Raw genomic sequence first — 22,872 nt, 5'->3', positions numbered from 1 at the left:
TCGCGACGATCCGCCCTCTTTAATTCACCAAGATACCCTTCAGATGTAAGGCGATGCACAGAGTTATCAAAGGCGCCGTGACGGCAACGACAACAAACGCCTCAGCACACACAGCGCGAGCACGTACCCTTGCAGGCAGTTGCATCTTCCCTCTCCGAGCAGTTTCTCGAGAACGCTCAGACTATAGTGGAAGGCCATGCCGTCAATGCCGGCAAAAAGGATGATGCTATAGGCCATCAAGGGTGAGCGGGTGCGATGGGCACGTGTCACTGGGAAGGCGCAATAGCGCTATCCTGTGCGCGGTTCCGCGTCCGGTGGTACTGCGCGCGCGACCACGAAATGGGCCGTGAACCGCTGTGCATCGTTGGCAAGCGACTGGAGCGTGAGCTTGAGCAATGCTCCGGTCTGCTGAACCTCCTCGATCGCGGCAAGGCTGCACGCGACCGACGACGAGATCTGGTGGCTTGCTTCGGTAAGGGTCCGGCTACGGTCCTTGACCGCGGTGATCCGCCCGTTCAACTGCTCGATGGCCTGGGTTTGTCCGCGGGACATGGTGGCGACGCGGCCAGCGCCATTGTCCAGGCTGTGGATCAGCACGCCGAGATGCTCGGTCGTCGTCACGACCGATCGGATCTGCCCCTGCACCGCCTCGATCTTCGAACGCACGTCACCAGCACTCGCGCCGGTCCGTGACGCCAGCATTTTGACTTCGCCCGCTACGACCGCGAAGCCGGCGCCCGCCGGTCCGGCGCGCGCCGCTTCGATCGACGCGTTGAGGGCGAGCAGGTTGGTCTGTTTGGATATCGCCGTGATCACGTCGACGATCTGCTCGATGCTGGCGGCCTGCTGCTGCGAGAGCGCGACCGTTTCGTTCGCGCTGCGCGCATGCTCGGTCATCGACTTGGCGGCGAGGCTCGTCCCGGCGACTTCGCGGTCGATGTCATCAAACGCCCGCGCGAGCGACTGTGTCTGCTTTCCCGCTTCGACCATCTCCGTCGCGAACAGCTCGGCAATCTGGTCCAGTTCATGCGCCAGCGTACGATTGCCGCTGATCGCGTCCTGCAGGCTGGCGGCATTGGTTTCGAGCTGGACCATCGCGCCCTGCGCCTTGCGGATGATCCCGGTGACCTGCCGGTCGAACGCTTCGGCAAGGCCCGCCAGCGTCCGCTCGCGGTCCAGCCGGCCCTGCGCCTCGAGCGTGGCGATCGCGGCGGACTGGCGCTTTTCCTCCGCCTCGGCACGCGCTGCCAACGCCCTCGTTTGCGTGCGCTGGAGCTGGAAAGAGGCGAGCGCGGTGACCACCAGGCCAAGCTCGTCGCGCCGTTCGAGCGCCGCCAAATCGACCGTCCGTTCGTTCATCACCGCCTCGGTCGCCGCCGCGATCCCGGTGATCGACAGGACGATCGACCGGCCGACGAGATAGGCCATTACCAGGCTGACTGCGGTACTGATGACGAGCGCGAGCAACAGCAGGACGATCGTGACCCTGGTGCCGAGCACCGCGCCCGCCGCCTCCTGTTCCGCCCGCCGGATGCCCGCTGCCGTGACCTGTCGGATTTGCTCGTTGATCCGTTGCGCATTGGTGCGGAACGGCTCGACCATTGCGGCCGTGCTGGCAAAGTCGATCGCAAGCATCGACGTCACCACATCAACCGTCGCCCGATACTGGTCGAGTTCCACGAGCACGGGTTTCAACGCGCCCGCCTGGGTGGGATGCGCCTGCCGGAACTGGACCAGCCGTGACCGGACGTCGCGCAACTCGCGCTGGATCACGCCGACCCGCGCGTCGATCGCGGCGGTCGGGTTCGCCGCCTTGACCACCATCAGATGATAGACGTCCAGGTTCGCCGCATCGAACCGCTGCGTGATCGCATTGAGCTGGTTGATGTCGGGCATGTCGCGGTTGACCACATGCTCGACGCTGCGTCCCGCGAGGAGCAGGGCGGTCGTGCTGGCGACCGCCATCGCCATGAACAGCACCAGCATGATGATCGGGGTCACCGCAACCTTGGCGCGGATCGACCGGCTGGGCAGCTTCAGCCGTTCCTCCAGCGTTCGAAGGCGCGTCAGGATCGCCTCAAAGGGCAAGGCGTGCCCCCGCACGGACGCGGCGGTCCGCAGGAATTGGCGATACCGCGGCCCCGCGCGCGAGCGCCAGATTCTCACCCGCTGCGAAGAGCTCGATCGCGCGCGTCACGCGGTATCCCGCGCGCGCATCGAGCGCGACCGCGTGATCGACCCGATACAGCAGCAGTTGCGGCGTCGGTGAAAAAGCGAGCTGCCGGGTGGCGGACGTGTAGCGCGCGGCGCCGCTGAGCGTCACCGGGCCGATATCGTACCCCAGCACCACATTGGCCTTGTGCACCGGCGTGGTTGACTGCGGGGCAAGCGCGTACGGGATCGGCGCGACTGGCGGCGGCAAACGATCGTCCGTGTGCGTCCAGGTATAATTGGCGCGCCACGTCAGCTTTGCGAGCGAACCCGAGGCGGCGAGTTCGACCCCGTAGGTGGTAAAGTCGCCGACGGCGCGGAAGCGGGCCACCAGCGACGGGAGCGGCGACAGGAAGGTCTCGGTCTGCAAGCCGTCGCCAGGCGACGCGATCGCGCCTTTCGTCCAGGTGGCGAACGCGGTCGCTTCCAGTTTGATCGCGCGCAGCGGGTGCGTGTAGCCGACTTCGCCGCTCCACACCGTGACGGGGTCGATCTGCGGCGAGCCGGCGACGAAGATCGGAACTGGCGCCGGCGTGACGATCGGGAGGCGGATCCCGAAATTGACGAGCGACGGCAGCTGATAGCCCCGGCCACCGTTGATCCGGAGCATGCCGTCGCCGCCGGTACGAATCAGCAGGGCGGCATTGAAGCTGAACCGCGTGAAGGCGCGGTCGAACGCCGCGGGGTCGTCATAGGCGGGCTGCACGATCATGCCGGATTGGTGAAGCCAGAGCCGGTCCAGGCGACCGGCGACGGTGAACGAGACGCGCTCCTGCGGCCGCAGGTCGAGCATCGCGTTGGCCGACGCGACATCATAGGCGATCCGCCGCGCGAACTGATAATCGGACTCGAGCTGATTGTTGCGGTACTCGGTGCCGAGCCGCAGCGTATCGACGGTATCGAGCCGAACGAGCGTCGACGCCTGCGCGACGACGATGCGGTTCCGATAGTCGATCGGGTCGGTGGCGTTCGCGCCTGCACCGACGCCGTATTGTGCGTCGAGCCAGTTCACGTAGCCATTGACCGTCAACCCGCCCCAGGGCGTGTCGCGGGTAACGGACCCGTGCAGCGTATCGCTCGAATAGTTCTGGTTCGACAGCAGCTGGCTTGGCAGATATTCCACCTGGCGATTGGTCGAATGCCCCGCGCCGAGCGCAACCTGCAGCGCGCCGAACGTCCCGTCGACATCGCCCGACACCTGATCGCTCGCGACATCGTAGACCATGTCGGGTCGCAGCAATGTCGCCGGGATCGCCCGCTCGTCCTCGCGCGTGCGACCGGCGGCGAGTTTGATCCCGATCGTCGGCGTGACCGGAAGCAGCACCGACGCCGCGAGCTTGCTGGCGCCATGGGTCCCGACCTCCGCCGTCGCGGTTGCCGAGGGTGCCGATGCGCCCCGCCGGGTGATGATGTTGACGACCCCGCTCGCGGCGTTGAAGCCGAACAAGGCGTTCGCCGGACCGCGGACCAGCTCGATCTGCTGGATCTCCTCGAGCTGCACGCTCAGCAGGTTCCAGTCGGTCATGCCGTAATGGTCGAGATAGGCCTGCCGGCCATCGACGAGCACGAGCAGCCGCGCATTGTAGGTTTGCACGCCGCCGCGCACCGCGACATCGGTCTGCCCGGCGGTCCAGCGATTGACGTCGACGCCTGCCAACGACTTGAGCAGGCCGGGAACATCGCGTGCCGGCGAGCGCGCGATGTCGTCGCGCGTGAGGATCGTAGCGGAGGCGGGCAGTTCCGACGCGCGCTGCGGCGTGCCGGTGACGCTGGTCGTGACCGGCTCGCCGACGGTCGCCTGCAGCGCCTGATAATCGACCGCCTGGGCGAAAGCCGCAGCCGGGCTCAGCGCGGCGCCGATCGTGAGGATCGTGCGCAGGCTTTGGATACGCAAGGGAGCAACCATTGTCAGATTTCCTTGACCAGCATCAGGAACGCTGATCCGAAGCGGATATTGGCGGCGCGCGCGGCGGCGCGGTTGACGGTGATCTGGGTCTTGGGCGTCGAGGTGATCCCGACCACGCACCGGCTCGCCTGGACGCAGGACGGATCGGAGGAGATCGTCAGAACCGAAGATTTGGCGGCCGCCGCGGCGATGCCGCCTTGTTCGGCGCGCAGACCGGTGGTGACGAACGCGATATTATAGCCGTTGAGCGAACCCATCGCGCCGATCGGCAGCCGACGCGCGTGGATCGCGCTGCGCCCCGCCGCGAGGCCCGACCCGATCGAGCGTTCGATCGCGCTCGCTTCCGCTTCCGACGCCGCATTGCCGGGATCGAAGAGGATCGCGGCGGCGATCGTCCCGCTTGGCGGCGGCTGGAGGAAGGAGACGACGCGCGCCGCGATCGGCACGTTGAGTTCGGCGCTCAGCGGCGCTGCGAAACCAAGCGCTACGACGGCGCCCGTTGAAAACCAGGACTTGTGCACGCTACCCCCTACTCGACGCGCCCGTTTTCGCAGCTGGTCCTCTCCAAATGGTTAATACCGGCGTTAAGCCATGGAAAGTTCAGCGCTTTGGACAAACCGCCGGTAGCGTTGACCCGCCCGCTGCCATCTTGGGGACGCGCCAGGGTTGATCGCCAGAACAAGTGGCGTGAAGCAAATTGAAAGCGTGGGTTTCGCCTTCGGAGGGCGCCTAGACGTATCCGGCGGCGCGTACTTTCGCGGTCGCAGGATCCATGGCTCGGATGAGCTTACCAGCTTCCATGCCGTTCATTCTGGCAGCACGATGCACGAAGGTCCGCTGGAAAACCGCGAGCACCTTTCTGGAGCAGGACCAGTTGTTCTTGACGGTCTTGGCCGCACGCAAAAGTTTAACCGTCCTCCTGGATCCGCCCGTCGCCTTATGGACAGGGCGACCTTTCGCCTCGAAGTAGAAGCAGGCGGCAACGCCGCCCCGGGGGGCGCGGTACGAGCACTGCCTACCGCGCACGGCTCGCGTCGAGAAAGGCGGCCGTCCATACCAGCGGGGCGTTCCAGTTGATCGCGACCTCGTTCACAGTGAAGACCCGGTAGTCATCGATCCAGCACGCCTGGGGCGCGCACCCGTGCATCGGCCCCGGACGTCGCGCTTCGTCCGAATTGGGCCCGCCCGATAGCACGCCCGACGGTGGCGCGGGATAGCGCGGGTTCGCCATCGCCGCCCAGAAGCGATGGTGCGGGTGATGCATGCTGCGCGCCCCGAAGCCGGTGACATAGGATTGGTCGAGCGCGTTGCGCCCCAGCACATAGTCCACGCTGGCGACCGCCGCTTCGCGATAGGCGGGCATCGGATGAATCTGCCAAGCCACGCCGAGCACGATCGCGCGGTTGAGGATCATTGCGTTCGACCCCCACGGATAGCGCGTTCCGGCGTAGGGAAGGCCATAGCCACTGCGACGTGTATCCGCGACAAAGCCGTCCGCCAGCCGTGTGATGCCCGCGCGAAGCGATGCGCGCAGGTCGGTCGGAAGCGCGCTGGGCACCGTCGCCAGGGTCAGCGCGCCCGCAAGCCGCAGATAGCCCCAGTCGATCCGGTCGCCCGGGTCCGCAAACACGCCGTCGCTGCGTAACCGCGCGAGGAACGGGGCTTCGCCGGTCGACGCGTACAATTGCGACGCCGCAAAGGTGAATTCGTCGCGGACGTCCTTGTCGCCATAGCCGCCGCTGCCGGTGAAATCCGCACTGGCACGCAGGTCGGGGTAGCGCTCGGCGGCCGCCCAGCCACGTCGTGCGGCGACAAGGCACCGCGCGGCAAATACCGGGTCGCTCGTCCGCCAGATCCGCGCCGCCTGTGCCGCCACGCCGACCATGTTGAGGGTCGCGGCGGTCGACGGCGGGTAAAGGAACCGCCGCTCGCGATCATCGGCCGGCGCGGTCGGCAAGGACGTCCAATGTTCGTCCGCGATCTTCGTATGGACGAGCCCTCCGGCGTCGATCGTTTCGAATCCGGCCTTGCCATCCCGCCGCGCGACCGCCAGCGACATGCCATCGGGGATTTGCATCGCGAGCAGGAATTTGACCTCGACCTGCGCTTCGTCGAGCAGGTCGTCGCGTCCATTGGCGCGTTCCGGAAGCGCGAGCCGCCCGTCGGCGAAGGCCGCCGCATCGCCGAACGCGCCGAGGCGCTCGTGCAGATCGAGCAGGGTCCAGGTCGAGACTCCGCCGTTGACGACATATTTGCCTTGGTCGCCCGCGTCATACCAGCCGCCCGTCGCATCGAGGCTATACCCGCAACCGGGCCATTGAACGCCCTTCTGGTCACGCCCCGCAAAACAGGTGGCGCGATCGGGCGCATGGCCCGCCGCGCGCGCGAGGTCGCGCCGCTCGACCAGCGCGGGCAGGATCGGCACGCCGCTGCGCTGTTGGTAGAAGAACGCCATCGCCGCAGTTGCGACGGGCGCGAACGGGCGGTTCGCGATTGCAAAGGGGTGGCTCGCGGCCGTTCCGACATGCAGGACATAGCCAGCGCCGGGGGTATGGAAATCGCCGAATACGATCCGGTGAACGGCTTGCCCGGACGCCGCGTCGGGACCGAACGGGACGGTGGACCCGGACGCGACCGTCCGTCCTCGCGAATCGCTCAAGGTCCAGTCGAGCGGGGTCGCCGCGCCGGACAGCAAGACCGCGGTCTTGGGACCGCGCGTTTCATAGCCTGCCTGATCGATACGGATCGCGGCGGGCGGGGTCGGCACCCCCGCCGCCGCGAGCAGCAGCGCGACCGGAACGAGTCGCCGCACGCTCATGGTTTTCCCACCAGCGCCTGGCGGATCGGCTCGACCCATGTGTCGTGAGTTATGTCGTAGACGATGAAATCGCCGTCGAACTGCCAATAGGCCCAGGGGAAGCCGTGCGCCTCGGCATTGCGGCGGACGGTGGCGGTGTAGCGTGCGCGGTCCGCGATCGGCGTACCGCTCTTGTCGAACGCGCCGAACTCCCCGAGCAGCACCGGGCGTTTGTTGGCCTTGCTCCAGGCGGCGACCGTGGCGAGGTCCGCGCCGATGCGCTTTTCGTCGGCCGTCGTCAGCGGGATGTCGTGGAGATCGCGATTGTCGGTCCACGGCGCACCCTGATGGGTGAAGCGGAACGGCTCGTAATAATGGAAGGTGACCAGAATGTTGTGGTCGCTCGACGGCAACTTCAGCGTGTCCAGCTTGCTCAAGCTGTTCCAGTTGGTCGGCCCGATCACGAGCGTACGCTGCGGGTTGCTCGCGCGGACCACGGGGAGGATCTGCGCGAGCAACGCGTTCCAGCGATCCGCGTCGAGCTTGCCGTGCGGCTCGTTCAACAGTTCGAACAGCACGGACTTCGGGGAGGTGCGATAACGCTCGCCGATCTGTTGCCAGAATGCCTTCAGCTTCGGGGCACAGGCGTCGGGATCGTCCGAGCAGGCGTTGAAATCATGTTCGTCGATGATCACCGACAGGCCGGCGTCGCTTGCCTGCTTGACCACGCGATCGAGCGTGGCGAGCCAGTCTGGGTTAAGCCGGTTGGTGGCGTCCATATGGTCGAACGCCTGGAGCACGAGGCGGATGAAGTCGAACCCGCCCTTGCGGATGATTGCGAAATGGCGCGGCTGGAACCGTGCGCGCGCCGGGTCCTTCCACAGCGGATCGTAGCCGAGCACGTTGACGCCGCGGTGCAGGTGCGCGGCGGTGGCGAAGGCCTCGCCGGCCCGGGCGGCGCTCGCCGCGACCGGCAGCAGTGCGGCGCAACACGCCAGCGCGAGCTTCAGCTTCTGGCAAATCGTCATCATCGCGTCGCTCCCCGACCGGCAAGGCTTCGAAACGGTGTCACGCACATACGCCGGCAGTTGGAAGGGGCGCATTGGCGGGAACGAGCAGCCCCTTGGCATTCGCCGCTGCTTCGAGCGTCGCGGTCGGGCCGCGCTGCGACAGATCGCGCGATCCTGCGTAAAAGGGATCGGCCTCCGCCTCGGGCAGGGTGGTGAAGCCGAACCCCATCCGCTCGTACAGATCGAGCAGTCGCGGCAGCATTCGCGCATCGAACGCGCCGAGATGGAGCAGCAGGACATAAGGAATGTCCCGCCCGAGCGCAGCGCGCGCAAGATCACGCGAGCGCTGCGCCTGCGCGCGCGCGGCGGCGAGGTAGCTCGTCTCCAGCGCTGCGATTGCGGTCATGTCCTTCCGTGCGGTGCAGCGCGCGAAGGCGTCGTTCCAGGCATAGTCGCCAAAGCTCATCGTGACCGCGGCGATCCGATAGCCGCGCGCGCGCAACCCGGCGCGAACGGCGTCGCGCACGCTCGCGTCCTGCCCCTCGGCAAGGAAGGGGTAGCGGAACCAGTGCCAGTCGCTGTCACCCGCGACCGCGGCGATCGCGGGTTCGTTGCGGAGCGCATCGGCGAGGAAGGCGCTCGATCCGACGGTGTCGAGATTGACGTGCCCTGCGGTATGGTTGCCGATCGGCAGCCCGGCCGAGCGCCATGCAGCCAGCACCTTGGGGGCGTTCGGGTCGCCCGCGCCGAAGGTCGCGTTCATGAAGCCGAACGCGGGCGCATGATGCTGGGCGAGCGCGGCGATGATCGTCCGGGCGATGACCAGCCGGTCGCTTCCGACCGGCAACGGCCCGTGCGCGGGCAAGTCGTCGAAGGTCAAAGCGATCTGCGGGCGCGCCGACCGTGTCTTTGCCGCGGGGGAGGGGGTGGAGGAGCGTTCGGACGGCGGCGCTGCGAGGGCGGATCCTGCTGCGACGAGCGCCGCCGCAACTCCGGCGGCCAAGACTTTCCACCCGCGCATACCGCATCCTGCTCCCCACGACTCTGGTCCGGTCGCGGTTGCGATCGCCTAGAGCTGGCCGTGTTACCGGTATCACACCGTACCCCGCGGATCGTGTCAACCCGCTGTGTCGTTGATAAGAAGGCCTTTAAGGCGCGTACGTTTTTGCCGAGGACATGCTGTCGCGTCGCCATCTGCTCCGCTACTGTCGTCATCAATGTCGGATCTTCCCCCGCCCGCGAGCCAACGCCGTGTCGCCGAACGCGCCGCCGTCGACGCGGCGACCTTCGCACGGGAGGTCGTGACGGCGTATCGCCCCGTCGTGCTGCGCGGCCAAGTCGCGCACTGGGATGCCGTCGCCGCCGCGGCCGGGGGCGACCGCGCGATGGCGGAATATCTCGCGGGTTTTGCGACGCCGGGGGGCAAGCCGCTCGACGTCATGATCGCGCCGCCAGAGGCGGAGGGGCGCTTCTTCTACGCCGATGACACGCTGACCGGGTTCACCTTCCACCGCCAGCCGGTGCCGATCGGCGCGCTGGTTGCCGAGCTGTTGCGCTTCTCGGAGAGCGGAACGGAACGTCCGCACGCGCTCTACGCCAACGCCGCGACCGCGCCTGAGCATCTGCCGGGCTGGGAGGCGGCGAACCCGCTCGCGCTCGGGGTCGATGCGCCGGCGCGGTTGTGGATCGGCAATGCCACCCGGATCGCGACGCATTACGACACGTCGATCAACATCGCGTGCGTCGTCGCGGGGCGGCGGCGGTTCACGCTGTTCCCGCCAGAGCAGCTCGCCAATCTGTATGTCGGGCCACTCGATCATACGATGGCCGGACCACCGTCGAGCATGGTCGATCCCGACGCTCCCGACCTCGACCGTTACCCGCGCTTCGCGGAAGCGCTGACGCATGCCGAGGTGGCCGAGCTCGGACCGGGGGATGCGATCGTCATCCCCCCGATCTGGTGGCACCATGTCCGCGCGTTCGGCCGGCTCAACGTGCTGGTCAATTACTGGTGGGAGCATCGCTCGAGCGCCGCCTTCCTTGCGCTGGTCCATGCGATCGAGGCGGTGCGCGACTTGCCGGTCGCGGAGAAGGCGGCGTGGCGGAGCTGGTACGATCACCTCGTCTTTGCGCCCAATGCGGCGCAGGCGGCGGATCATCTGCCCGGGGCGGCACGCGGCATCCTTGGGCCGACGAGTGCAGAGCGGACCGGGAAGATCCGCCAGTTCCTGATCCGGATGCTGCAGCGGCCCTGAGCCGCAGCGGTCAGTGCGAACATCTTTCTCGCCTATCGGCCCACTTTCTCCCCGTTCGCTTCGAGCGAAATCGAGAAGCCGGGCACGGCGCAGGTTTTTCGACTTCGCTCGAAACGAACGGTTTGGGGGGGGGCGTCCAAGTCCGGTCAATTTCGAGGCGCTATCCGGTGCGCCCGAGGCTTTGCAGCAACGTCACCCGCATCCGTTCCAGTCCGTCCAGGTCTGCCACGCCGAAGACACCCCTGACGTGCGCGGGCAGATGTGCCGCCGGGTCACCCCCGGTCTGGAACACCAGATGGTCGAACATCGTCCGCCACACTTGCCGCTGGTCCTCCGGCAACGTGCGCAGCGCGAAGAGCGACAGCAGCAGCGCGTCATACGGGTTGGGCATCCCCGGGGGTGCCGGGTCCCACCAGTAATTGCACAGCACGTTGACCGGCGCGAGCGAGGCGACCGCATGCCACCAGTGAAACGGGATGTAGAGCGCATCGCCCGGCTCGAGCGTCGCTTCGCAGGCATGGGCCATCGCCTCGGCGAAGCGCGGATACCGTTCCAGATCGGGCGCGTCCGGGTCGACCATGCTGACCGGCGTGCCCGCCGGGGTCAGCTCGTACGGGCCCATGTAGAGGTTGCCGACCTGATCGGGCGGAAACAGCGTGAAGCGGCGACGCCCTGCGACGACGACCGCGATATTCTCCATCAGGTCGTAATGCGTCGCGACGCGGATCGCATTGCCGAGCCACAGCCGCGGCACCACCGCCGGATCGACCAGATCGAGGCCGTGCGTTTCGGCGAAACCGGGGAGCAGGTCGGGTGCCGGGATCGACTGGACCGCCATCGCATAGGGACGCTCAACGGCGCGATCGCGCAGTAACCGGTCGAGAAACGGATCGAGCGGGGCGCGGCCGCGCGTGAAGTTGAGGGCGGTGAGACCGGGTTCGTAGAAGAACCGCCCCTCGATCTCGGGCGCACCGACGATCGCGCCGACCGGCTCGGCATGGCTGAAGGTTTTGAGATAGCCGACCAGCGCCTCGTCCGACTCCCGCGCGGCGCGGACGGCTGGCCAGTCCGCAGCCAGCCCGCGCAGCACCACCGGCTTGGCAGCGGCGCGGATTTCGGCATCGAAGCGTGCGCGGTCGATGCCGTGCACTTCCGCAATCGGGGCAGGGGTCGCGAGGCGCGTCATGCCCGCGTCACAGCGGCGATCCGCCGCCACCGACATCGAACGGCGATTCCGCGGTAAAGGAGAAGAACGGCACGTCATCCTTTGGCGTGGGCGCTGGGGCAGGGGCGGGGGCCGCGAGCGGCGACGGCGCGGTCCGGCGCAGGAAATCGCCGTGCGTCGGCAGGCGTTGCGCGGTGTCGAGATAGCCGTGCCGCATCTGTTCGAGCGCGACCGCGACCTTCTGCTCGTCGAGCGCATCGGCAGCGGGCTCCCAGCTCTTGGGGACGATCCCCTGGCCAAGGCACACCGCGACCCAGCTCGGGCTGGTGAACAGGTCGTATCCCTCGCGGAACAGCCGTCCCTTGCCCGCGAACAGGTCGATCTTGCGTTGCAGGCTGTCGGGGATCTCCATCGTCCGCACCTTGTCCCAGAAGGGCGAATCGTCGCGGCGCGTGGCCTTGTAATGGAGGATGATGAAGTCGCGGACGTCCTCGTACAGGTCGTGCATCTGGCGGTTGAATTCGTCGCGTTCGGTCGGGTCGAAGCGCTTGTCGGGGAATAGCGCGAGCAGCCGCTGAATCCCCGCCTGGACGAGATGGATGCTGGTCGATTCGAGCGGCTCGATGAACCCGCTCGACAGGCCGAGCGCGACCACGTTGCGGTTCCAGCAGTCCCGACGACGCCCGGCGGTAAAGCGGATCCGGCGTGGGTCGGCGAGCGGCTCGGCTTCGAGGCTGGCGAGCAATTGCGCTTCGGCGGCATCGTCATCGAGATAATCGCTGCAATAGACGAGGCCGTTCCCCATCCGGTGCTGCAACGGGATCCGCCACTGCCACCCCGCCTGATGCGCGGTCGAGCGGGTGAATGGATCGGGCTCGCCCGGCCGCGGCAGCGCGCACGGCACCGCGACCGCGCGGTCGCACGGCAGCCAGTGCGCATAGCTTTCATAGCCGGTGTGGAGCGTTTCCTCGATCAGCAGACCGCGAAAGCCCGAGCAATCGATGAACAAATCCCCCTCGACTCGCCGCCCGTCCTCGAGCGTGACCGCCTCGACATAGCCGTCGTCGGGACGCTGGTTGACCGTCGCGATCTTGCCCTCGACCCGGACGATCCCCCCCTTTTCGGCATAGTCTCGCAAATAGCGCGCGTAGAGCGAGGCATCGAAATGGAACGCATAGAACAGCTCGCGGACCGGCGAGCGCGCGTCCTCGTTCGCGCGTCCGAAAGTGCCGTGCTGCGCCGCCATTGCGCTCATCGACCAGGCGGAAATGTCCGCGATCGGGCGGCGCGCCTTCTCGCGCAGCCAGAGCTGGTGGAAATGAATGCCCTGCAAATCGTGCCCATAGGTGCCGAACGGGTGGAAATAGCGCTCGCCGATCGCGCCCCAGTTCACGAATTCGATCCCGAGCTTGAACGTCCCCGCGGTCGCGGCGAGGAACGCATTCTCGTCCAGCCCGAGCATCTGGTTGAAGTTGATGATCGGCGGGATCGTCGCCTCGCCGACACCGACCGTGCCGATCTCGTCGGATTCGACTAAAGTGACTTGCGTATAGCCGTTGTTGAGGAAGCGGGCAAAGGCGGCGGCGGCCATCCAGCCGGCGGTGCCCCCGCCGACGATGACGACGCGGCGGATCGAATGCTCGTTCATCGGGTGAGGTGTCTCGTCTGGGCCGCGCGATAGGCGGCGTGGGTGGGAACATGCGGGAGGGCGGCGGCGATCGCGGCGGTCTGGCGCGCCATCGCCGCGCGCACGGCGGCGGCGGGGACGGCGGATACGAGCGGGTCGACGCGGCGCGGCAGGAACCCCTGGCCGATCAGCACGGCGGCCCAGCTGTCGCGCGCGAACGTCTCTTCCTCGTGGTAGGGCAGGCGGCCGCGCTCGGCGAATTGCGCGAGCGTATGCGCGAGGCTGGCGGGCGGCGCGGTAGCGGCGAGCGTGCGCCACAGCGGATCGTCGCGCCGTGCCGTGCGGTAATGCATCGCGAGGAAGTCGCGGACGCGTTCGGCCTCGGCGCGGGTCTGGCGGTTGAACTCGGCCACCTCGACCGGGGTCGCGACACGACCGGGGAGCATCGTGATCAGCCGGTCGATCGCGCTCAGCGCGGGGTGGAGGTTGCACCATTCGAGCGGTTCGATCTCGGTCGCCGCATCGCCGATCGCAAGGCAATTGCCCTGCCACGGCTGCGGGCGCGTGCCGGGGCGGATGCGGATCGGTTCGCCGGGCGTGGCACCCGAGGCGTTGCGCAGCACGCGCGCCGCCTTGCCATCGCTGATCGCGTGCGACGCATAGGCAAAGCCCGCCTGTCCGCCGCTCGACCAGTGCCAGCCTGCCTGATGCGCGGTGACGGTGGTGAGCACCGCGGGTTCCCCGCCCGGTTCGGCGAGCAGGAGGCGGTCGCACGGCAGCCATGCGCTCCAGTCGTCGCGGACTGAGTCGATCGCACCGCGCAACCGCGCTTCGGGACCGGTCGCATCGACGAACAGGTCGGCGGTCAGCGCGGAACCATCGGCCAGATCGACTGCCGCTATGGCCTTGCCGCCATCCAGCGTCACCCCGGCGATCTCGCCCACGATCTCGCGGACGCCGACGTGGAGCGCGAACGCGCGCAGCATCGTTGCATGGCGGGGCACATCGAGCGTCAGGCCGAACTCGTGGTCGGCGAACGGCGAATTGGCGGTCGGCGGGACGAACCGCCCAGCGCGCGCGAGCGCGGCGGCGGGCGAATGGCTGTCGAACGGTGCCGCGGTCCCGTCCTGTGCCGATCGCACCCAGTGGAGATGGAAGGCGGTCGGCCCGAACGACGCGCCGTAGCGGCCATAAGCGTGGACATAGTCCGGCAGCCCGTTTGCCCACCCCGCGAACAATGTCCCCAGCCGATAGCCGCTACCCGTCCGCACGATCCCGTCGGCGACGCCGATCCCGAGATCCTCCTGAAACCCCAGCAGCGAGGGCAGGGTACAGGCGACCCGGTCCGCAAGCGCGTCCGGCGAGGGCGCGCACGCGAGGATCGTCACGTCGAGGAACGGCGCGCGCCGTTTGAGCGCGGCGGCGGCGCACCAGGCGGTGATCCCGCCGCCTGCCACCACGATCCGTTCGAGCCGCTCGCCGTGCATCAGGCGGCTTGCGCCATCGCGCAATAGCGTTGGATGAAGCTGCGGTGATCGGGGCGGCGCGCGACATCGCCCGCGATCTCGGTCCGCAACGCCTCGACGCTCGCGAGCAGCGCGTCGGTCGCGACCGTATCGACGCGCGGGTCCCATCCTTCGGGCACGATCCCCTGGCCAAGATAGACCGCGACCCAGCTGGGGTCGAGAAACACCCCCTCGCGATATTTCACGATCCGCGCGCGGGTGCGCCACAGGTCGAGCTTTTCGGACAGCGTGTCCGGGATCGGCATCGTGCGGACATAGTCCCAGAAAGGCGAATCGCTGCGGGTGGTGGCGTGATAATGGAGGATCAGGAAATCGCGGATCCGGTCGTACTCGAGGTCGATCACACGGTTGAACTCGTCGCGGTCGTTCTCACTGATGTGGCGCTCGGGAAACAGCTCGATCAGCGCGGTGATTGCCTGCTGGACGAGGTAGATGCTGGTCGATTCGAGCGGTTCGAGGAACCCGCTCGCCAGCCCGATCGCGACGCAATTGCCGACCCAGCTGCGCCGCCGCCGCCCGGCCTTGAACCGCAGCACGCGCGGTGCGGCGAGCGCTTCGCCCTCGACCGCCGTCTCCAGCGCGTAGCGGGCGTCGTCGTCGGATACGAATGCGCTCGCATAGACATAGCCGTTGCCCGTGCGGTGCTGCAGCGGGATCCGCCAGCGCCAGCCCGAGGGCATCGCGATCGCGCTGGTATAGGGCGTCACCGCAGTCCGCGTCCGGCACGGCATCGCGACGGCGCGGTCGGTCGGCAGCCAGTGCGACCAGTCGACGAACGGTTCCTCCAGCGCCGACCCGAGCAACAATGAGCGGAACCCCGAGCAATCGACGAACAGGTTGCCTTCGATCCGCTCGCCGCTGTCGAGGATGATCGCCGCGATGTCCCCGCGCTCACCATCGCGCTCGACGCTGGCGACGGTGCCCTCGGTCCGACGTGCGCCCGCCTCCTCGGCGATCTGGCGCAGATACGGCGCGAACAGCAGCGCATCGAACTGATAGGCATAGCCATAGGTCCCGGCGAGGGTCCGGTCGGTTGCGGGCCGGTCGAACTTACCACCACGCGCGAGCGCACAGGCATAGGACAGGCTGTCGAGCGACGGCAGCGGTTTCCCCTCGTGCAGCAGCCGCGTCCAATAATGGTGGAAGTCGACAGCACCTGACCCGCGCCCGAAGGTGCCGAACGGATGGATGTAGCTGTCGCCGATCCGCCCCCAGTCGCGGAACTCGATCCCGAGTTTGAAGGTCGCCCGCGTCCGCGCCATGAACTCGGCTTCGTCGATCCCGAGCCGTTCGTTGAACGCGCGGATGTGCGGGAGCGTCGCCTCGCCGACGCCGACCACGCCGATCGCTTCGGACTCGACCAGATGGACCGAACAGTGATCGGGCAACAGGCGCGCGAGCGCAGCGGCGGTCATCCAGCCGGCGGTACCACCGCCGACCACCACGACCCGTAGTTTTGCCTCCGCCGACAACGGCATCGCTACTCTCCACTCGCGCCTTATGGTTGCGCTCGCACGGGTGCTCCCTCATTCCTGCGACCGCGTCAACCGCTAGCTGATTGTTTCCGCAGCGTTGCAGGATTGTCACATTCCACCAAACTTTGCGTTTGATTTCCGCAAAATGTTACCGCAAACATATTTGGCGCGCATCGGGCAAACCGACGGCGTCGTCAGAATCAGACGCGAATACAGCGTCGTGTTTAGTGAGGGGTTGTTTATGCGTAGCTTAGCGCCATCGACGGCGGCTGTTCGTCGTCTTGTTCACCTTTTCCAAGGCGCTTCCGCCACGGCGTTATGCGTCGCCCTTGCCGGGACCGCGCACGCGCAGGCCGGCGGCGCGAACCAGACGTCGCCGACCGGCGCCGTCGCCGGGCAGGGGACCGCCGGCACCGCCGGAACCCCGACCTCCTCCAGCGAAACGTCGAGCGTCGACGGCCAGACCGCCACCCCGAGCAACACCGCCAAGGACCCCGACGACATCGTCGTGACCGGCATCCGCCAGAGCCTTGCCAACGCCCAGAACATCAAGCGCAACTCCGACACGGTGGTCGACGCGATCACCGCGCAGGACATCGGCGCCTTGCCCGATCGCTCCGTGACCGAGGCGCTGCAGCGCGTGCCGGGCGTGTCGATCAGCCGCTTCGCCGCCTCGAACGATCCCGACCATTTCTCGGTCGAAGGCTCGGGCGTCGTCATTCGCGGCCTCAACTTTGTCCGCTCCGAATTCAACGGTCGCGACGCCTTCTCGGCAGGCATCGGCGGCCAGTCGCTCAACTTCTCGGACGTGCCCGCCGAACTGCTCGGGTCGGTCGAGGTGTACAAGAACGTCACCGCCGCCTCGATCGAGGGCGGGCTTGCGGGCACGGTCAACCTCAACACGCGCAAGCCGTTCGACAACAAGGGCTTCCATGTCGGCGTCGACACGGAGGGCAGCTATGGCGACCTCGAGAAGAAGTGGACCCCGACCGGGTCGATCCTGGTCAGCAACACGTGGAATACGAGTGTCGGGACGTTCGGCCTGCTCGGCGACGTGTCCTATTCCCGCGTCCGCAGCCGCGCCGATGGATTGCAGATCACCAATTTCCAGGCGCGCGACAACACGTTGGTGACCTATCAGAGCCAGGGCGGCACGACGATCTGCCGCAATCCGCTCCCCGGGAACGGCGACACGACGACCTTGCCGGCGGTTCATGCGGCCTGCGGTGCGGCATCGACGGCAGGCGCGGATGGCTTCGCCGATCCGACCGCGGGGTTCTACGCACCACTCGGTGGCCAGTATCGCACGCAGGATTTCGACCGCAAGCGCGACGGGATCGCGGTGGCGGCACAGTATGAAACGAACGATCACCGGTTCCTGCTGACCGGCCAGTATATCCGCTCGCACACGACGAACCTGTCCGACGAACATACGTTCGAGGCAGCGCCGGACCTGTCCGAATACAGCACCTATCCGATCGGCTGCCAGCAGAACAACGATGGCCCGCTGACCAACCCGGGCGATGTCAACTCAGGCACCGTTCGTGCGGAATGCCCGACGGGCAAGTTCACCAACTACAAATACGACGCCAACGGGCTGTTCCAGAGCGGGTACATCACCACGCCCGGCACCGGCTATCGCAGCAATCTGAGCGGTACGCCGTTGCAGACCTTCATCCCGACCGGCGGCGCGCCGATCTCGCTGTCGCGCGGGCAGGTCTATGAGCAGAATACGGTCAACGACTATGGCCTGAACGCACTGCTCCACCCGACCGAGCGGCTGCATATCGCGCTGGACGCCGATTACACCGAATCGCATCATCAGGTCAGCCAGCTAAACATCTACGGTGAGACGTACGCCGATCAGGAACTCAACCTGACCGGGAACGTGCCGACCGTCGTTTCGCACAAGCCGGCCACGCTGGCGGCAACGTGGGCGGGGCCGGCCAACCCCGCATTGGTCAACGCGACCGACGCGCAATATTTTGCGGATCCCAACGTCGAATTCTGGCGTGCGGCGATGGATCATTTCGAGGACAGCCGCGGCAAGGAATTCCAGTTCAAGGGCGACGTCACCTATGACGTCGACGGCAGCTTCCTCGACAAGATCCGCTTCGGCGCGCGCTATGCCGACCGCGACCAGACCGTGAAATATTCGGCCTATAACTGGGGCATGCTCAGCGAAGTCTGGGCGGGTAGCCCGGTGTCGATCAATCAGGTCAACGGCGGCAACGCAAGCTTCTACACCTTCGACAACTTCTTCCGCGGCGCGACCCCGGGACCGTCGGGTGCCTATTATTACAACGGCAACATGATCGACGGATATAACAAGACCGTCGGCTTCATCAATCAGGTCGAGGCAGCGGGAGCGGCGAGCCAGACCAACCCCTCGACCCGCTGGACGCCCGCTGCTCTGCGCGCTGGCGTCGGCGCCGACTCGCCGTATCTGCCCAATGAAGTCACGCGCGTGCATCAGCGCGACAGTTCCGCGTATGCCATGGCGTCGTTCAAAACCAAGACCCTGATCCCGGGACTGGACATCGCGGGCAACGTCGGGGTGCGCTACGTCCATACCGGGATGGACAATTTCGGTGGCAGCATCATTCCCAGCCGGGCGTCGCTTGGGATCGCCGATACGTTCCAGAGCCGGTGCGTTCCCGCGGCGCCGACGACGCCGTTGCCGGCTGGCTACACGCCCGCGGCACCCGGTGGCGTGTGCCTGCTCGGCGCGGACGGATACGCCCGGTTGCAGCAGTTCGCATCGGTCAACCCGACGATCGTTCTCGGCCAGGCGTCGAACAAATACACCTACTGGCTCCCGAGTGTGAACCTGAAGGTCGGTCTGACACCGCAGCTCCTGCTGCGCTTCGCCGGATCCAAGGTTCTGACGCGCCCGGACACCAATCTGGTGCGCAATTTCCAGCAGATCTCGATCGACGGGAACGGCAACTTCCAGAGCCAGGTCGGCAACCCGTATCTGAAACCGGCGACGGCGTGGCAGTTCGACGTCACGGCGGAATGGTACTTCTCGCGCGTGGGCTCGCTGACCGCGGACGTCTTCTACAAGGACATTACCGGCTTCTTCTACCAGTCGCTGGTCAGCCTGCCGCTGACCAACAACGGCCAGACGTTCGACCTGCTGACGCGCGGGCCGGCCAACTATTCCGGGCACGGCAAGGTTAAGGGGGCGGAAGTCGCGTATCAGCAGACCTTCAACTTCCTTCCCGGCTTGCTCAGCGGCTTCGGCTTTACCGGCAACTACACGTTCATTCAGAGCAACGGGTTGCCCAACTCGTTCCTGAATGGCGGATCGCCGGTGACCAACGTGGCGGCGCAGACCAAGACCGGCAGCTTGCCGCTGGAAGGCCTGTCGAAGCACAACGTCAACGCGACGTTGTTCTACGAGAAGGGCCCGGTCTCGATCCGCGCGGCGTACAATTGGCGCTCCCGGTATCTGCTGACCGCCGCCGACGTGATCTACCCGTACACGTCGATCTTCCAGGACGCGTCGGGTCAGCTCGATGCCTCCGCCTTCCTCAACCTGAACAAATATGTGAAGATCGGGGTGCAGGGCGTGAACCTGACCAACTCGGTCACCAAGACGCTGCAGGCGTATAGCGGTGATCCGAGCACGCTGGCGCCGCGGTCCTATTTCGTCAACGACCGCCGCTTCTCGTTCATCCTGCGCGGCAACTTCTGATCCTCGCTGCCGGGGGGCGCCAACCCCCCCGGCACGCGGGCGGCCGTCCCGTCAGCGGGACGGCGCAGCCGCAAATGCCGCGGCCACCGCCTCGCGCATCGGCTTGGCGCGGAACTGCGTGTCGTACAGTGTCGGGCGCCGCCTTGTGCCGTCCTTGCGCGGCTCGAACCCCTCGATCCAGCTGTACCGGTCGCACAGGCCCCAGCTCAGCACGTCGCGCACGGCCGGGTAACTGAGCGTCACGTCGAGATACCCCCGCGTGAAGTCCGCGACCGCCCGGTCGCGTGCGGTGACGTCAGCGGGCAGCGCATTGTCGCGCACGTCGAGCTCGGTGAGCAGCAGCCGATACCCCATCTGCGTGACTGCATCGAGGAAGTGCCGCCAGTCGCGTTCGAGCGCGGCCACGCTTGCCTTCGTATCCAGCCCCTGCGTGACGAGATGCGACTGTATGCCGAGCGCGTCGACCGGCGTGCCGCGGCGGCGGAACCCCTCGAGCAGCTTGAGCACGCCGGCACGGTGCGCGGCATTGCCCGGCTCCCAGCTCATATAGTCGTTATAGACCAGCTGCGCCCCCGGCGCGGCGGCGCGCGCGGTGTGGAAGGCGAGGTCGAGCGTCGGTTCGGCACCGCCCATCGCGCGCGAAAGACTGGTGTCGTACAGCATCCCATCGGCCGGGCGGACCGCCTCGTTGACGACGTCGTAGCTAATGATCCGCTTGCCGTAGCGACCGAGCACCGTGTCGATATGCGTCGTCAGCACCCGTTCGGCCTCGCGCTTGGGGGCGGCGCCGAAATCATAGGTGTTGAGCCATGCGGGAAACCATTTGGGCTGGTGCCACAGCAAATTATGCCCGCGCACCGCAAGGCGTTCGCGCTCGGCCCAGTTGAGGATCGCATCGAACCGTTCGAACGCGAAGGTCGTCGGACTCGGTCGCAACGCCTGCCACTTCAGCTCGTTTTCGGAAACGATCGACCCGCATTCGGCAGAAACCAGGCGTGCATACGCCGGATTGGCGAACGATCCGCGGTCTGCACCCGGAGCGCCCCAGGCGATCGCGGACCCGAACCGTATCCCCTTGCGCCGCGCAAGGGTGTCCAGGGAAGGTTCTTCCCGACCCGCCGCCGCGAGCGGCGCCGCCGCTGCAAGGCCGGCGATCGTGCCAAACATGGTTTCGCGTCGCGTAAATCCCGTCATATCAGCACCCTCTCTTATATTGATACCGTTACCATCCCCAAGCGAAGGGCGCAGGTCAAGGACTGGCTCGATCGGATGGTTCGACAGAACGGACTTTCGACTAGCCTTGCTCCCGCGGGATATCCTGCGAACCGGACCCGACCTTTATTGCGCTTCGCGCCACAAAACCGTAGCGGCACCTTCCGGGGGTACGAATGAAACCGCTATCTGCTCATCGCCCGGCGAAAGCCGCGACCATCCGCGATGTCGCCGCGGCGGCCGGCGTGTCCACGATGACCGTCTCGCGAGTGGTAAACAAGGAAGCGACCGTCCGACCCGGGACCCGCGACCGGGTCCTGGCGGCAATCGAACGGCTCAACTATTCGCCGAATCTTGCTGCGCGGATCCTGACCGGCGCGCAGCAGATCCGCATCGGGCTGTTGTTCACCAATCCCAGCACGAACTATCTCAGTGCGCTGCTGGTGGGCGGACTCGACATGGCGAGCCAGTTGAACGTCCAGATGATCGTCCAGAAATGCCAGCCCGACAATCATGCGATCGCCGTGGCACGCCAGATGATCGCAAGCGGGATCGATGGCCTGATGCTGCCGTCGCCGCTGTGCGATTCTGCGGCGCTGATCGCCGCCATCATCGGCGAGGGCATACCCGCGCTGGCGATCGGAAGTGGTACGCCGTCGCCCGATCTGCTCGCGGTCAGCATCGACGAATTTGCGGCAGCGCGGACGATGATGCGGCATATTTTGTCGCTCGGGCATCGCCGGATCGGTTTCGTCGTCGGGAATCCAGACCACAGCGAAAGCCGCCGCCGGCTCGATGGTTACCGCGCTGCGCTGCGGGAGGCGGGGGTCGGCGTGGAAGACGCGCTCGTCGCGCAGGGCCAGTTCACCTATCGCTCGGGTCTGGACGCTGCCGAAGTGTTGCTCGACCTTGCAGATCGGCCCTCGGCGATATTTGCCAGCAATGACGACATGGCCGCGGCGATCGTCAGCGTGGCGCACCGCAAGCTGCTCAACATTCCCGGCGACCTGACCGTGTGCGGGTTTGACGACACCACCCTTGCGACCGCCATCTGGCCCGAACTTACCACGATCCGACAGCCGATTGCCGAGATGGCACGGGCGGGAGTCGAACTGCTCAGCGCCGAAATTCGCTCCCGGCGCGCTGGCAATGCGTTCGCGGCGCCGCATCTCGTGCTCGGCCACGACCTTGTCCGCCGTCAATCCGAAGGGACTTGGTCTGATCGGCACGAAGGGGATGCTCCGCGGAAGGCGTGAGGCGTGCGACGGCGGCCCATTTCTCCAACAAATCGAGTGCCACAACGCACCGCTGACGGTATGCTAGACGATATGTACCGGACCAGCAGCTGATATGGCACAACAGGCCGACCTCTTGCTCCCGCGGGAACGCCATTGGCGTCTGGTCGCCGACAGTCCAATCCCCTCCGTAATCAGCGACCCGCGGTTGCCCGACAATCCGATTGTTGCCTGCAACGATGCCTTCTGTGACCTGACTGGATATCCCGTTGAAGATGTCGTCGGGCGTAACTGCCGTTTCCTGTCTGGCCCTGCAACGGAGCCGTGGCTGACCGAGGAAATCCGTCGCGGGGTGCGCGAGCATCGCCCGGTGCTGGTTGAAATCCTGAACTACAAACGCAGTGGCGAGCCGTTTCGCAACGCCGTTCTCGTCGCGCCGATCTATGACGAGAACGATGCGTTGCTGTATTTCCTCGGGTCGCAACTCGAAATCGACGCGGCAGCCGCCACGCCATCGAGCATGCGTCGCATTCGCGCCGCGGAAATGGTCAAGGCGCTCTCGCCGCGGCAGGGGCAGGTGCTGAAACTCGTCGCGAACGGCCTGCTCAACAAACAGATCGCAGCGGAGCTCAACCTTGCGGAAAAGACCGTCAAGATGCACCGCGCCATCCTGATGAGCCGCCTGCAGCTGCATACGACCGCAGACCTGATCCGTCTCGCCGTAGAGGCCGGCCTCTAGAGGTACGCAGCCGC

15 protein-coding genes are annotated in these 22,872 nt (G+C 66.6%); 4 read left to right on the top strand and 11 right to left on the bottom strand.

What is annotated here, in order from left to right; genetic code table 11:
• Positions 1-288 precede the first annotated feature (288 nt).
• The 6 genes from L8K25_RS00260 to L8K25_RS00235 all read right to left on the bottom strand — a co-directional run bounded on the left by L8K25_RS00260 (position 289) and on the right by L8K25_RS00235 (position 8,945).
• Entirely contained in the window at positions 289-2,088 is a 1,800-nt protein-coding gene (locus L8K25_RS00260; RefSeq protein ID WP_242136924.1) for a methyl-accepting chemotaxis protein, read from the bottom strand.
• Positions 2,078-4,117, bottom strand: a complete 2,040-nt coding sequence (locus L8K25_RS00255) for a TonB-dependent receptor (RefSeq protein WP_242136923.1) — start codon at positions 4,115-4,117, stop codon at positions 2,078-2,080. The genes L8K25_RS00260 and L8K25_RS00255 overlap by 11 nt, the downstream gene beginning before the upstream one ends.
• Before the next feature lie 2 nt (positions 4,118-4,119).
• Positions 4,120-4,638 carry a YfiR/HmsC family protein gene (locus L8K25_RS00250; protein ID WP_242136922.1) on the bottom strand — a complete coding sequence of 173 codons (519 nt, stop codon included), beginning with the start codon at positions 4,636-4,638 and terminating at the stop codon, positions 4,120-4,122.
• Positions 4,639-5,132: 494 nt separating this feature from the next.
• Positions 5,133-6,935: a glycoside hydrolase family 9 protein gene (locus L8K25_RS00245; protein ID WP_242136921.1), complete on the bottom strand. Its 1,803-nt coding sequence runs from the start codon at positions 6,933-6,935 to the stop codon at positions 5,133-5,135.
• Entirely contained in the window at positions 6,932-7,945 is a 1,014-nt protein-coding gene (locus tag L8K25_RS00240; RefSeq protein ID WP_242136920.1) for a glycoside hydrolase family 5 protein, read from the bottom strand. The genes L8K25_RS00245 and L8K25_RS00240 overlap by 4 nt, the downstream gene beginning before the upstream one ends.
• Positions 7,946-7,982: 37 nt before the next feature.
• Positions 7,983-8,945, bottom strand: a complete 963-nt coding sequence (locus L8K25_RS00235; RefSeq protein ID WP_242136919.1) for a polysaccharide deacetylase family protein — start codon at positions 8,943-8,945, stop codon at positions 7,983-7,985.
• A gap of 196 nt (positions 8,946-9,141) precedes the next feature.
• Here L8K25_RS00235 and L8K25_RS00230 point away from each other — a divergent pair, with 196 nt between their 5' ends.
• A complete protein-coding gene (locus L8K25_RS00230; RefSeq protein WP_242136918.1) occupies positions 9,142-10,179 on the top strand; it encodes a cupin-like domain-containing protein in 1,038 nt (345 codons plus the stop codon).
• Positions 10,180-10,339: 160 nt separating this feature from the next.
• Here L8K25_RS00230 and L8K25_RS00225 read toward each other — a convergent pair whose 3' ends face one another.
• Genes L8K25_RS00225 through L8K25_RS00210 form a run of 4 tightly spaced genes read right to left on the bottom strand, consistent with a single transcriptional unit; the run spans position 10,340 to position 15,975 of the window.
• Entirely contained in the window at positions 10,340-11,365 is a 1,026-nt protein-coding gene (locus L8K25_RS00225) for a cupin-like domain-containing protein (RefSeq protein WP_242136917.1), read from the bottom strand.
• Between the two features lie 7 nt (positions 11,366-11,372).
• Entirely contained in the window at positions 11,373-12,992 is a 1,620-nt protein-coding gene (locus L8K25_RS00220; RefSeq protein ID WP_242136916.1) for a tryptophan halogenase family protein, read from the bottom strand.
• Positions 12,989-14,482, bottom strand: a complete 1,494-nt coding sequence (locus L8K25_RS00215; RefSeq protein ID WP_242136915.1) for a tryptophan 7-halogenase — start codon at positions 14,480-14,482, stop codon at positions 12,989-12,991. The genes L8K25_RS00220 and L8K25_RS00215 overlap by 4 nt, the downstream gene beginning before the upstream one ends.
• The gene (locus tag L8K25_RS00210) at positions 14,458-15,975 is read right to left on the bottom strand and encodes a tryptophan halogenase family protein (RefSeq protein WP_242136914.1); all 1,518 of its coding nucleotides are present in this window, start codon (positions 15,973-15,975) and stop codon (positions 14,458-14,460) included. Before L8K25_RS00210 ends, L8K25_RS00215 begins: the two co-directional genes overlap by 25 nt.
• Before the next feature lie 238 nt (positions 15,976-16,213).
• On the opposite strand from L8K25_RS00210, the gene L8K25_RS00205 reads away from it, so the two are divergent.
• Complete coding sequence (locus tag L8K25_RS00205) at positions 16,214-19,672, top strand: TonB-dependent receptor (RefSeq protein WP_242136913.1); 3,459 nt, start codon at positions 16,214-16,216, stop codon at positions 19,670-19,672.
• 51 nt (positions 19,673-19,723) lie between these two features.
• Here L8K25_RS00205 and L8K25_RS00200 read toward each other — a convergent pair whose 3' ends face one another.
• On the bottom strand, positions 19,724-20,866 hold the full coding sequence (locus tag L8K25_RS00200) for an endo-1,4-beta-xylanase (RefSeq protein WP_242136912.1): 1,143 nt from the start codon (positions 20,864-20,866) through the stop codon (positions 19,724-19,726).
• A 194-nt stretch (positions 20,867-21,060) separates the two neighbouring features.
• Here L8K25_RS00200 and L8K25_RS00195 point away from each other — a divergent pair, with 194 nt between their 5' ends.
• Both L8K25_RS00195 and L8K25_RS00190 read left to right on the top strand, forming a co-directional pair.
• Entirely contained in the window at positions 21,061-22,140 is a 1,080-nt protein-coding gene (locus tag L8K25_RS00195; RefSeq protein ID WP_242136911.1) for a LacI family DNA-binding transcriptional regulator, read from the top strand.
• A 94-nt stretch (positions 22,141-22,234) separates the two neighbouring features.
• Positions 22,235-22,858, top strand: coding sequence for a LuxR C-terminal-related transcriptional regulator (locus L8K25_RS00190; protein WP_242136910.1), 624 nt, complete (start codon positions 22,235-22,237; stop codon positions 22,856-22,858).
• The last annotated feature ends 14 nt before the right edge of the window (positions 22,859-22,872 follow it).

This window comes from Sphingomonas sp. TREG-RG-20F-R18-01 (genome assembly GCF_022662475.1).
Taxonomy (GTDB): domain Bacteria; phylum Pseudomonadota; class Alphaproteobacteria; order Sphingomonadales; family Sphingomonadaceae; genus Sphingomonas.
The sequence above is the reverse complement of the archived record's forward strand: the minus strand, read 5'-3'. Positions and strand labels throughout refer to the sequence as shown.